Source organism: Legionella rowbothamii, from assembly GCF_900639985.1.
In the GTDB taxonomy this organism is placed as follows: domain Bacteria; phylum Pseudomonadota; class Gammaproteobacteria; order Legionellales; family Legionellaceae; genus Legionella; species Legionella rowbothamii.
Genome location: NZ_CAAAIM010000004.1, coordinates 1 through 13,150, shown reverse-complemented (window position 1 = coordinate 13,150; position 13,150 = coordinate 1). Strand labels below are relative to the sequence as shown.

The window sequence follows — 13,150 nt, the reverse complement described above, 5'->3', positions numbered from 1 at the left end:
ATGAATATCAAGACGCTACGTATCGCAACACGTCAAAGTCCTCTTGCTTTATGGCAAGCCAATCATGTACGCGATTTGTTATTAGCACAATGGCCCATGCTAAAAATTGAGCTTGTGCCAATGACTACCTCTGGAGATAAATTCCTGAAAGATAAGCTGCTTGCTGTAGGTGGTAAAGGGTTATTTGTCAAAGAATTAGAAGAAGCTTTATTGGATAAAAGAGCTGATATCGCCGTTCACTCATCAAAAGACATGCCCGCGGAATTTCCGAAAGGCCTAAGCTTAGTAGCCATTTGTAAACGTGATAATCCCTATGATGTATTGGTCAGTCAACAATACAGCAGCCTGCAAAATCTCCCCCCCAACGCCATTGTGGGAACAGGAAGCCTTAGACGGCAATCACAATTATTGGCGTATCGCCCTGATTTATGCATCAAAACTTTACGAGGAAATATCAATACTCGTCTCGCTAAATTAGAGTCTGGCGAATATCAAGCCATAATCTTAGCCGCGGCAGGCCTCGAGCGCATGGGATTTACGGAAGTAATTCGCGAACAAATTCCCGACCACATTATGCTCCCTGCATGTGGGCAGGGAGCATTGGCTATTGAATGTAGAACGGACGATCAGGAAACCCAAACTCTAGTAGCCGGGCTCAATGATCCTACCTCCGCTATTTGTGTACACGCCGAGCGCCAGGTGAATGCGCTTTTGGGAGGAAACTGCCATGTTCCTTTAGCGGTTTTTTGTGCACCAATCGCCGCCAATCAATTGATGTTGCGCGCAAAAATATTAAACGAAGATGGTACGCATATCCTTAGCAATCAACAAACAGGATCACCAGAGGATGCACCCCAATTAGCCATACGTTGCTCTCAAGAATTACTTGCTCAAGGTGGAGCAGAACTTCTGGCGTCAGCACCTAAATGAATCGTTCACTCCATGGCTTACGTGTGTTAAATACACGGCCACAAGAACAAGCCCAGCCTTTAAGTGCACGCATCCAAGCGGCACAAGGCATCGCCATCGAATTACCTACATTGGAAATTCAAGCAACGGATGATTGGCTGGGTCAACTGCCCGATTTAAAGAGTATACAACAGGCTATTTTCATTAGTGCGAATGCCGTTCAACAGTGCTTTATGCAATTACAACAAGCTCAAATTCATTGGCCCTCAACCATCAAGGTCATTGCCATAGGTAACGGCAGCGCCACAATGCTTAAGCAATTTGCGATACAGGTACATGCTACCCCTTTAATAGCAGATAGTGAGCATTTATTGGCATTACCGAGCCTAAAACACCCCCAAAAACAAAAAATTCTTTTATTTAAAGGTGAAGGTGGTAGACCGCTTATTGAAGAAAGCTTGTTGCAACAAGGTGCTGAATTAATTGCATTAAATGTTTATCAACGCGTCCTGCCAAAAATAAATGATCAATTTATAAAATCAATATGGCGCGATGATTTAGTGGATATTATACTGTTAACTAGTGAGCAGTCTATGCGCCATCTTTTTCAACTATTTCCTAAAGATGCTCATCATTGGCTGCGTAGTAAAACATGCCTGGTTATTAGTGAACGCCTGGCTCAAAGTGCCTCCTCATTGGGAATAAAACATATTATTCGTAGCCATCCCGAGGGGATAATGAATGCATTGTTTGACTCTGTTATCAAGGATTAATTTATGACCAATGGCAATGAAGAACAAAAAAAATCATCCGAACCAAAACAAAAACAAACTATGGAGCAAAGCAATAGCCCCTCAATGAAAAACCACGCCCCTACAAAATCAACCATGACCATTGGGGCTGTTGTAATTGCGATTGGCGCTCTTACCTCATCACTATATACGCTATCACTCAATAAACAATTACAAGCGCAATTAGCCAATCAGAGCAATCAAAACAATCAAATAAACCGACAATTAGATAAGTTAGAACAAAATGAAGATAAAACTCAAGCTCAACTTGAGGCCAAGGCCAATATGCTTGAGGAAATCCGTTCTAACCTACAAAACCAGTTTGGAGAGCTAAACAAACAAGTGCAAGCAGCGATGAGCCAACGATTTTATCAAAATCAAAATTGGCTGTTGCTCAAAGCACGTTATTATCTTGAGTTAGCGCAAATCAATGCTCACTGGAGCAACAGCGTTGAAGCAACCATCAGCTTATTGCAACAAACGGATCAATTATTACTGCAATTAAATGACCCTAAAATCTTTGAGATCCGACAAGCAGTCGCGAAAGACATTGCTGAATTAAAAGCAGCTCCTAAAATGGATATTGCAGGAACACTAAGCCAATTGGATGCAGCTCAAAATAGCCTTGAGGATTTAAGTATTGCCTCGACGTTAAATGATATGAAACCAACAGCAGAAACACCTGCTACCCCAGAAAATAAAACATCGGTATGGCGTCTTCGTTGGCAAGATAGCATGAATGTATTAAGCAAACTGGTGGTCATTCGTCGTAACGAGGAACAGATTAAACCACTGATATCCCCTGCTCTTGAAATGATACTCAAGGAAAACATTCGCTTAGATTTACAAGAGGCACAATGGGCAGTACTCAATAATAATCAAGAGGTCTATCAATTAGTGCTAAATCAAGCAATAACAACCCTGAAAAAGAATTTTAATGAAAATGCTGCCAATACTGCAGCACTCATAAAAAAACTAAATGAGCTGCAGCAAATTCAGTTAACCCCAAAAAGACCTGACGTTGGTGTTAGCTCCTTACCTTTATTAAATCAATTAATTGACTCCAAAGAACCTGCTGTCAAGCCGGCCGATAAAGAAGGACAGGGAGGAACCTCAGAATGATGCGTCTTTTTATTGCGTTTTTCATCTTATTAGCCGCCATCATTTTAGGGGTGCAGCTCAATAAAGATCCTGGCTATGTATTAATTGCCATAAATCATTGGACCGTTGAAACCACCTTGTGGGTAATGATTTTAGGCTTGATTCTGGCATTTCTTATCGTCTATTTAGTTATCCGCTTATGTCACAAAATTACTCGTGCTCCTAGAGCGCTCAGCCGTTGGCACTCTAAGCGCCTAGCGCAAAAAGCCCAAGCAATTACACGTAAGGGATTAATCGAATACAGTGAAGGATATTGGGATAAAGCGAAAAATCATTTAATTCAAGCACTTCCTAATACGGATACGCCACTATTGAATTACTTAACCGCAGCTCGTGCGGCACAAAAAATGGGCGATAGCCAATTACGTGATGATTTTCTGCGTGAAGCACAACAATCCATGCCCGAAGCAAAAATTGCCGTTGAACTTACTCAAGCTCAATTGCAATTGGCAAATCATCAATGGGAGCAGGCATTAGCTACTCTCAGACACTTACATGATATTGCTCCACGTCATCCTTATGTTTTAAAACTACTTGTGCAACTGTATCAAGAGGTTCGCGATTGGCCTCAACTCATTGCCTTACTGCCTAGCTTAAAACGATATAATGTGATTGAGCCACAAGAATTTGAAGTCCTGCAGCACAGTGCTTATTTGCAAGCGCTAACGGATCTAACAAAGCAAAACCAGCCTGAAGCAGTATCTGAGCTATTTAAGTCATTGCCAAAACCATTAGCAGCAGATCCCAATATTGTTACAGAGTATGTGCGTTTCTTACTTAAAAACAATGAGCATGCCAAGGCAAAAGAATTATTACGCCGTAACCTGCGCAAGGAATTTAATCCCCAACTTATTAAACTTTATGGCTCATTACCCAGTGATGATAGCCAACTTGCCTTTGCCGAAAGCCTATTAAAAAAACATGCACACTCAGCTGAACTTTATCTATGTTTAGGGCAATTATCTATTAATCGTCAGTTATGGGGTAAGGCGAAATACTATCTTGAACAATCGAATGAAATCGAGCCCTCACCTGTGGCATATATGACCCTAGGCAAACTACAGGAAAAGTTAGGTGATGCGAGTCAAGCTTGTGAGAGTTATAAAAAGGGGTTGGCGTTAACAACACATCAGGTATTAGTGTAAAGGAAACCTGGTTGCATGCAACCAGGTTACATTTTCCTTATATGGAATACGGTGAATTACCAGTTAAATCCGAAAACCCATATAATTCGGTTTCTAAATCAATAATTTGTTGCTTTACTTCGTCGATTCTATTTATGTAGTCGCCATCTATAATTTGCTGGTTTAGGCGTTCATTTAACGTCATTAACTTGCTACGTTGCTCTTCAGTCATCTGAGGATTGTTCAGCTTAAAAGCAATATCCCATATTTGCTTCACTATATTATTATTCTCATCATTTAAGGCACGTAGATTACTGCGTAATGCTTTAATCTGCTCTTCATCTGGATTTATTTTCCCGCTTTTGCCGTATAACCCATGTAATTTATCATTGCTCATAGTCGATCCTTAAAATAATGCTCTTGATTAGTCATTTTACTCGCGGGTTTTGGATGGGACTATCCTCATCCATAGTTGGTTCACGCGCTTCAGTAAATTGTGCTTTCAAATCTTTAAACGTCTGAGCGGAATGAGCCATATCAATCTTATCTCCCGTTTTATAAACCTCTCCACCTTTCCCCCAATGCCGATGGGAAGCAAGTGCTTCCTGAACTTTATTTGCAGGTCCATCTTTACTAATCACAGTTCCACGTTCAAGAAGCGGTATAGTACACAACGCCGCCTCAATTCGGGCTGCTTTTGCCACAACACCTCGCGTATACCAGTGACTACTCTCACGTAAATTGCTTGCGGCATTCTTCACAGCGGAGACCTCGGCTGAACTTACGGAAACTAATACCTGATTCAATTGTTCTTTAATTTCCGCTAATTTTTGCGGGTTTGAACTATATTTTACTAATTCTTTCCGCATGTCCGCTACGTACGTATTTAGAAGAACATCGTGATCATTCACTTTATGGGATAAAATATTTTCCAATATTTGCTCATGTTCTTTAGCTGATTTACCTTGGTACTGTATAATGGCAAATCGTTCTGCAACCTCTCTGCTATTAGATTCGCGCGCATGCTCAGGAATTACCCTACCCTCCCCATTTGCCTGAAACGAATCCATATGTGCAATAAGACTATTATAATCTTCAAGTGCTGCTTCTGAATGTAAATAATCCATAAATGATGTATTTTGCAAAGCACTAGCAAGTAATTGGCCTCGGCGTGATTTAATTAAATCAACGTAACGCTCTCCGCCTGCAGGAATGTAGGCATCAACAAAATGTTCAATAAAGCTATTTGGCAAAAGAGTAATCATCAATAATGCCTGATTCACTTCAGCACGAAATTGCGGCGAGCTACTTAAAGAAGGAGCAACAATATTGCTGGCACTAAGAGCGGTACCTTGCGAAATGAGATCAAGCCAGTTGAAGGCATAAAAGTCCTTTGGGTAAGGAAGTTGTGCGATTGCCTCCGGAGTTATATTATACGAGTCCTCATCCCCGTAGCGTCCTTGCGCAAAACACCAGTCCCCATCAATTTTCGCAACCCGGCCCTGCGCATCAAGTCCAATATTTCCATTTTTCAGATCTATTTCTTGCAAAAACATAGCCCCGACAAGCGCTTGCCCCAAACCAGTATAATGTCCATTCGCAAAATTATGAGCTTCGCCTAAAGGCAAATCACGATACCCTTGGACCTCTTCAGAAAGAATATAATGGACGCCTGTGGATTTGTCTTGTAAAAGCCGCGTTTCACCTTGATGGGGAATAATTAAGCGAAAGAACTCTTGTGCGAGAACCTCTATTCTGGCAACAGCCGGATCGGGCATTTCCTTTTTAATCCAGGTTTTACCTGAACCATTTAAAGTACCTCGAGAAACATTATGAGAAAACAAAGCGTTACTCGTTACATGAGCAGTTGCTGCGGGAGTAAATTCGTCGCGAACGTTCTTTAATACCATGCTTTCTTCACCCTATATCTTATGAAGTACTTTAAGTATAGGATGAGAAAATTACTTTGCGTATCAGTGTGGCTATAAAAAACCTGGATTATGGCAATTATCATTGCACCCTGATTGTGTCTTTTCTACCTGAATAGTTACATGTTGAATACTAAATTCGTGTCTTAACTGTTCAATCCACTCCATCCGTGATTCATCACTTAGTTCGATTTCAGGCATGTATAAATGCACAGACATTGCATTTTCCTGGGTACTCATTGCCCATATGTGCAAATCATGAAAGCCATCAACTCCTGGTTTTGCCAGTAAAAACTCACTCACTGCAGACCAGGAAATATTCTCTGGCACCCCATCTATAATTAGTCGAAAACTATTAACAAATAAAGACCAAGTCCCTTTTAAAATAATAAACGCAATCACTAAACCAACCACAGGGTCAAGCCAGAGCCAACCGGTAAAGTAGATCAAGACTGCAGCAACTACTACGCCAACCGAAATTAGCGCATCATAAAATAAATGCAGATAAGCACTCTTGATATTAAGATCATCTGAACCTCGCATGAATAAAAGCGCAGTTGAAAAATTAATCACAATGCCAATACCAGCCACGATCATAACCGATACCGCTTGAATTTCAGTTGGGGAGAACAATTTATACATTGCTTCGGTAGCAATAATACCGCAGGTAAATACCAACAAAATACCATTGGCTAAGGCAGATAAAATAGAGATTTTTTTCAGCCCATAGGTTGCTTTCATCGTGGGTGCGCGCTTCATAAGACTCGTTGCAATCCACGCTAAAACCAAGCCTAATACATCCCCTAAATTATGGAATGCATCAGCTAATAAACTGGTTGAGTTTGATAGGTAAGCAAACACAATTTGCAAAAGAACAAATAGACCATTCGCAGTAATTGCAATTAAAAAAGCCCGATCATAGGTCACTGGGCCATGCGAATGAGAGTGACCATGATGCTCATGGCCATCCTTATGTGAATGTGTACTCATAAATCCTCTTTATTTTCTGTCTCGGCGGCATTGTAGTAATTAACCCCTATTTTAATTCGATTACGCTCCTTTTGCCTACGCCAAGCATTTGTATCCCGTAATGAATAGACACAACCACAATATTCTTGCTTATAAAATTGCTCACGCTTTGCGATTTCATACATGCGCGCTGAACCACCATTTCTTCGCCAATTATAGGTCCAATACACCAGTTCCGGGTAATGCCCGGCGGCGCGCAGACCACTGTCATTAATTTGGTTCATATCTTTCCATCGGGAAATACCTAAAGAACTACTAATCACAGGAAAACCATGCTCATGAGCATATAAAGCTGTACGTTCAAAACGCATATCAAAACACATGGAGCAGCGTTTACCACGTTCAGGTTCCCATTCGAGACCTTTGGCACGCTCAAACCAATTATCTTTGTCATAATCCGCATCAATAAAAGGTATATTATGTTTTTCAGCAAACTTTATATTTTCCTGTTTCCTAATTTCATATTCTTGAATAGGATGAATATTAGGATTGTAAAAAAATATTGAGAAATTAATTTCTGAACTGATCAGCGCTTCCATTACCTCACCAGAACAAGGGGCACAGCAGGAGTGCAGTAATAATTTATCTGCTCCATTAGGCAATTCCAATCGCTCTCTTTCTATCATGGTGCTATTTCCGGTAAATTTATAAAATGTTGGCGATAATAAACCAATTCAGCAATGGAGTCTTTAATATCATCTAATGCTAAGTGTTTGGATTGCTTGTTAAAGCCATTTAATAATTCAGGTCTCCAACGAATCGCTAATTCTTTAAGAGTACTTACATCTAAATTACGATAATGGAAAAAGGCTGCTAATTCGGGCATGTATTTATATAAAAAGCGTCGATCCTGGCATACGCTGTTACCACACATCGGGGATTTTCCTTTATCAACGAATTGTTTTAGAAAATTCACGGTCTCTTGCTCAGCATGTTTTTCATCCACGGTGCTTTCTAAAACCCGTGCCACCAATCCCGATTGACCATGCTGTCGAGTATTCCAAGAATCCATGGCATCCAACTCGGCCTTTGGTTGAGAAACAGCAAAAACAGGACCTTCGCCAATAATATTTAAATGGGGATCAGTTACGATTGTAGCAATTTCAATAATGCGATTTGCTTCGGGGTCTAAACCCGTCATTTCTAAGTCAATCCAGATCAAATTATGATTGTTTTTCATTTATATTCCAGGAGTTTAATATTAAGTCTACACAGGCTACTCGATGTTGGTGTAAGGCATGTTTAATTGCCTCTCCAGTATAACCCTGCGCTATTATAGTTTGTACATTTACCTTAGCACATTCTGCTAATAAGCTACTCCATAGCTTAGCTTGTCGATAATCAACCTTTCGTCCACATCCTTCAGCATCAGCCTGGCAGGCAATGAGCATATTGTAAAAAAGCTGCGGACGTCGAAACGCATCCGCTTGTTCTAAAACTTTTACTATTGTCGCTGCTCGTAACTCTGATAAACGATGAATAGTTAAATGAAACCGTGAAACGGTCATTGCCAATGTACGATATTCATTTGGAATTCGCAAACGCGCGCATAAAGCGTCTATAATGGGAACACCACGCTCTTCGTGTCCATGATGACTCGGCCAATTCGACATCGGTGACGTTGCTTTTCCTAAATCATGGACTAAAGCTGCGAAACGAATCACTGGATCCGTGGTTAAAACAACTGCAGCCTGTAAGACCATAAGCGTATGCACGCCACTATCCACCTCATGGTGATAGCGATGAGGATTCGGAACACCAAATAAAGCATGTAATTCGGGGAGAATGATACGCAATGCATCACACGCTCGTAAAGTACTAATAAATTGTTCGGGGTTTTGTTCTTCCAAGCTTCGTTGCCATTCCTGCCATACTCGTTCTGCGACTAAATGCGCTAACTCCCCATTGCGCACCATAGAATACATCAAAGAGCGCGTTTCATCTGCCACCTTAAAACCCAAATGATGAAATCGTGCTGCAAAACGCGCAACACGTAAAACACGCACCGGATCCTCAACAAATGCCGAAGAAACATGTCTTAATACTTTATCGCGTAAATCCTGCTGTCCTTGATAAGGATCAATTAATTGCCCTTGCTCATCCATAGCCATAGCATTAATGGTTAGATCGCGGCGAGCGAGATCTTCTTCTAGGCTAACCGTTTTGCTGAAATCACAAGTAAAACCATAATAACCTGGCGCAGCTTTGCGTTCTGTTCGCGCTAACGCATATTCCTCATTAGTTTCAGGATGCAAAAATACCGGGAAATCTTTCCCAACCTGTCGAAATCGTTTTTTTAGTAATTCATCAGGGCTTGCGCCAACTACTACCCAATCCTGTTCTTTTACAGGTAGATTTAACAAGCGATCGCGAACAGCCCCACCAACTAAGTAGACTTTCATTATATGTAATTTGCCTTCATACTGTGTGAATCAAAATATTTGTTAAATTTGTGTTTTAAATTTGCAACAATGGTAATAAATTTCTGTCTTATTACCCAATAATGCACAAAATTTAAAAAAACTATCCTAATTATAATATAGATTGCAATCATGAGTAAAAGACGTATTAACAAACAACAGTCTGCACGTATTGAAAAAATTCAACAAACGTATCAAACGAATAAAGAAAACCATGATAATTTAGTGGATGGGCTAGTTATTACTCGTTTCAGTCGTCACGTAGAAGTTGAAGATAATCAAGGCGTTCATATTCGCTGCTCCATTAGACCTAATCTTGAAACATTAGTTGCTGGTGATCGGGTGGTATGGCAAAACGAAGGTACGAATCAAGGTGTAGTAGTAAGCCTTTACCCAAGGCAAAGTGTGCTTGCGAAACCAACAGGCTCCGGCGTAGTAAAACCGGTTGCTGCCAATATTACTCAGATTATTGTTGTTGTTGCAGCTAAACCAGAAATTTCCTGGCCGCTTCTAGATAGCTATTTGGTTATGGCAGAAACCCTACAATTACCAGCGATTATACTCTTAAATAAAACTGATTTACCTTGTACGGAAATTAAAGAGCAATTAATGGGAGACTATCGCCATCTAGGCTACCCACTTCTATTTATTAACCAAGATGATGTTGAGGGTACGGCTCAATTAAAAAAAATATTGGACCATCAGGTAAGTGTCTTTGTAGGACAGTCTGGCGTGGGAAAATCATCGCTAATTTCTGCAATTTTACCCCACGAACAAAACATCGCGACTGGGGCTATTTCAGAAGTATCTGAGTTAGGACGACATACCACCAGTAATTCACGCTATTATCATTTACCTAGCGGTGGTGCTTTAATTGATTCTCCTGGTGTTAGAGAATTCAGTTTATGGCATATTGATGTGGCAGAAATTGCGCGTGGCTATAATGAATTCAAGCCATTTTTATCACAATGTAAATTTAGAAATTGTACCCATAAAGATACACCCCACTGCGCAATTATAAAGGCAATGCAAGATGGGCTCATTGCTAAAAAAAGATATGCAAATTTTCTTAAACTTTGCGCTCAATATAAGACCTAAAGAGAGGAGCATTTATATTCCCCAAGTATGGTAATACATTACTGTATCCATTCAGGGCTTATTTAAACTTCATCATTGCGAAAAGCGAAGCGACGAAGCAACCAGAGGTTCGATACACGACACCCTAGGTTGCTCACAAGAACGACATTTTTTTATTCCTTTAAGAACAACGTGAAACGGCATAATACGCGCTACATGTATTTCTTGGCAATCAGCTAGGTTGCCCTAGAGGATCAGACGTGGTTTCAGATTCTTTTATAATCGCATTCCTATCAGCACAGCTTAAAATCGGGTTCTTCAAATCAAATAAGAAGCGTCGGATTTTTCCTTGTACTTCATTATCAAGATGACCTAACTCCAATTTAGTAGCGTAATGTTCAATCACTTCAATTAAATGCTTCGTTCCCAAAACAAGAGCAGGATCAATCTCATAATTAAGTTTCGCTGGGAAAAAGCTAGGGGATTTTTCAATAGGCTGATGATAGCCCAACGTCACTAAACGGCTATTTATATGTACTATACAATTATTTAAAAAATCAGATTCAATTCCATCAGCCGATATATAACTACCGGAGGTCATAAACGTTACTACAGTAAGGCTTTCAGGTTCGCTTAGTTGAGAAAGAAATTGTGAGAATAATATATTAACGCGCAGCTCTTTTCTAAAATCACCTTGTTCCTGAGCATATGTCGTCACTAAGGCATCCAAAAAATCTATAATTTGATGCTTAAATACAATATTAGTTTGAATAAGTTTTAATAGCCGATGGATAATTAACTCTGGAGGATACCAATGGCCATCAATCTCTGCCAAAGAAGAGATATTAGCTTTTTTCAACCAATCACGAGAGGTGCCTGTCCTGATTTTTCGAGACCAATGAGCATTCTCTCTTACGAGAGAAGCAATTTCGTTCTTAATAACATTGTAATATACATCGATATAATTAGGTTTTTCAGAATTAAAGACTTTTAGTAAACTCGTATAGATCCCATTACATTCATGAGGAATTTCATTCTCTTGATCCCATGCAAATATTTCCTGTCCTTTATAAATAAAAAAACCCAGATCAAATTTTGTCACAAATAATGATACAAGTAGACGGCAACAGTTAATATAGGCTTCAACCTCATTTTCTGGGGAATGAACTACCTTTTTTTGCTCTTCAAGATAGAATGATCTCAAAATATTATTCTTAGTTTCTAACTCAGGCTGAAGACTAAATAACAATCGTGTAATAGCTAATATTTCCTGCTCCAGATTAAATTGATTCGCATCAAAAATTGCTATCAAGATATCGATTAAATAATGTTCTCGCCCCTTATAAAAAACTCTTTGTCCATATAAAGAGTTAATATTAAGAGAAGCACTCTTATAGACCAGCTCGAAAAAGTTACTCGCCTTTTTTTGAAAGGCACAAAATTCATTACCATCAACCTTCAAACTAATATAGCACTCAACTAAATTAAATAAGGGGATTAAAAAATTTATTGGGAATTCACCATCGTTAGAACCGCGTGCAAAAACTTTTCTTTGCAGAAAATCCCAAAAACTTCGGAAATATTCAGTTACTGTTTGCTGCTCATTGGCTTGCGTTTGGCTGTCCCAAATTTTGGTTTCAATAGAAAAAAACGAGTTAACTTTACAGCGTTTTAAACTGCTTAATTCATCCAATGTAAAAATAACTGCGGCATCTGAATTCTTGCTGGTCGCTAATACAAGTTCATGATCTAATAAATGATCGCAAAGGCTCCTTTTACGGCAAAGAAGAGTACCTTTATTCGCCAGATAAAAATTAGTCATTGTTTCAGTTTCGGTTAACTCTGAGTGATCATGCGGATCATTATCATTAGTAATTGTATGCATCAGTATTTTTAAATATGGAATACTTGCATGCTTACCTAATTCTCTTGCTAAATTTACCCATTTTAGCTCTATGGGTGAATTACTTAGTGTGTAATCATGCTCTTTACCGCGCACGACATCCCAGCGCTCAGTAAAGCACCCCTCTAAAAAGAGAATATCTTGCCTATCAAGGAGTGTTTCAGGAGATTTATTGAGAAAATAGGCGCCAATCTTTTCTAAAAGAGTTACATCGCATTCAGCCTTGCTCTCTTCTTTGCGCAGTTCATTGATATATTCCGATATACGTTGGACTTTCATAAAATTTATTATTTATCCTAAATGGAAATAACTTAAACTAAAGGGAAAAAAAAATCAACTTTTGATTAATAAAATGACTTTAAAATCAACTAACTGCATAAATAACGCATCAATAGATTTTGGTTTTACTAGGAAGGTTATTTTTGAAAGCTCAGGACTAATCTATTTTAATCGGCCTATGGGGGAATTAATATTAATTATTACTATTTTACGTGCAACCAGGTTTTCCTTAAGCTGCCAATAGTGAAATAAATGAGCAGCGTTTGAAAAAGAACCATACCGACATTTTCTATATAAAATAGCAACTCGAAGCATAAAACTTGGATTGCTTCACTTTTTCCGCACTAGCGAGTGTTTTTTTATTTAGTTAATTTCCCGATTAGCTCTCTTTCAGCCCCTTGAGGCTTGTTTCTAACCTGTAGATTAGGCCTATGACCCAACAAAGCATCTAGCCGCGCCAGCGCGCTATGTTGGGCGATAGGCCCAATCTACGTCAATGCAAGGATGTGCGGGAGAAATAGGGTTAATT

General features: G+C 39.4%; 12 protein-coding genes. 5 read left to right on the top strand and 7 right to left on the bottom strand.

The features are described 5' to 3' along the window. Genes hemC through E1P08_RS08145 form a run of 4 tightly spaced genes read left to right on the top strand, consistent with a single transcriptional unit; the run spans position 1 to position 4,006 of the window. Complete coding sequence (hemC, locus tag E1P08_RS08160; RefSeq protein ID WP_133136544.1) at positions 1-930, top strand: hydroxymethylbilane synthase; 930 nt, start codon at positions 1-3, stop codon at positions 928-930. Then, positions 927-1,682 carry a uroporphyrinogen-III synthase gene (locus E1P08_RS08155; RefSeq protein ID WP_133136543.1) on the top strand — a complete coding sequence of 252 codons (756 nt, stop codon included), beginning with the start codon at positions 927-929 and terminating at the stop codon, positions 1,680-1,682. The genes hemC and E1P08_RS08155 overlap by 4 nt, the downstream gene beginning before the upstream one ends. A gap of 3 nt (positions 1,683-1,685) precedes the next feature. After that, entirely contained in the window at positions 1,686-2,822 is a 1,137-nt protein-coding gene (locus tag E1P08_RS08150) for a uroporphyrinogen-III C-methyltransferase (RefSeq protein WP_133136542.1), read from the top strand. After that, entirely contained in the window at positions 2,819-4,006 is a 1,188-nt protein-coding gene (locus E1P08_RS08145) for a heme biosynthesis HemY N-terminal domain-containing protein (protein ID WP_133136541.1), read from the top strand. The genes E1P08_RS08150 and E1P08_RS08145 overlap by 4 nt, the downstream gene beginning before the upstream one ends. 37 nt (positions 4,007-4,043) lie before the next feature. Here the strand turns inward: E1P08_RS08145 and E1P08_RS08140 are convergent, their stop codons facing one another. The 6 genes from E1P08_RS08140 to E1P08_RS08115 all read right to left on the bottom strand — a co-directional run bounded on the left by E1P08_RS08140 (position 4,044) and on the right by E1P08_RS08115 (position 9,344). Next, complete coding sequence (locus E1P08_RS08140; RefSeq protein WP_133136540.1) at positions 4,044-4,382, bottom strand: hypothetical protein; 339 nt, start codon at positions 4,380-4,382, stop codon at positions 4,044-4,046. Positions 4,383-4,413: 31 nt separating this feature from the next. Continuing rightward, positions 4,414-5,895, bottom strand: a complete 1,482-nt coding sequence (locus E1P08_RS08135) for a hypothetical protein (RefSeq protein ID WP_133136539.1) — start codon at positions 5,893-5,895, stop codon at positions 4,414-4,416. A gap of 72 nt (positions 5,896-5,967) precedes the next feature. Further along, positions 5,968-6,903 (bottom strand): cation diffusion facilitator family transporter, encoded by a 936-nt coding sequence (locus E1P08_RS08130; protein ID WP_133136538.1) that lies wholly within the window; start codon positions 6,901-6,903, stop codon positions 5,968-5,970. Beyond that, positions 6,900-7,568, bottom strand: a complete 669-nt coding sequence (locus tag E1P08_RS08125) for an epoxyqueuosine reductase QueH (protein WP_133136537.1) — start codon at positions 7,566-7,568, stop codon at positions 6,900-6,902. The genes E1P08_RS08130 and E1P08_RS08125 overlap by 4 nt, the downstream gene beginning before the upstream one ends. Continuing rightward, positions 7,565-8,122 carry an oligoribonuclease gene (gene orn, locus E1P08_RS08120; RefSeq protein WP_133136536.1) on the bottom strand — a complete coding sequence of 186 codons (558 nt, stop codon included), beginning with the start codon at positions 8,120-8,122 and terminating at the stop codon, positions 7,565-7,567. The genes E1P08_RS08125 and orn overlap by 4 nt, the downstream gene beginning before the upstream one ends. Further along, positions 8,106-9,344: a multifunctional CCA addition/repair protein gene (locus E1P08_RS08115; protein ID WP_133136535.1), complete on the bottom strand. Its 1,239-nt coding sequence runs from the start codon at positions 9,342-9,344 to the stop codon at positions 8,106-8,108. The genes orn and E1P08_RS08115 overlap by 17 nt, the downstream gene beginning before the upstream one ends. Positions 9,345-9,494: 150 nt before the next feature. On the opposite strand from E1P08_RS08115, the gene rsgA reads away from it, so the two are divergent. Then, positions 9,495-10,460: a small ribosomal subunit biogenesis GTPase RsgA gene (rsgA, locus tag E1P08_RS08110; protein WP_133136534.1), complete on the top strand. Its 966-nt coding sequence runs from the start codon at positions 9,495-9,497 to the stop codon at positions 10,458-10,460. Between the two features lie 211 nt (positions 10,461-10,671). On the opposite strand, the gene E1P08_RS08105 is transcribed toward rsgA, so the two are convergent. Continuing rightward, positions 10,672-12,621, bottom strand: coding sequence for a hypothetical protein (locus tag E1P08_RS08105; RefSeq protein ID WP_133136533.1), 1,950 nt, complete (start codon positions 12,619-12,621; stop codon positions 10,672-10,674). Positions 12,622-13,150 lie beyond the last annotated feature (529 nt).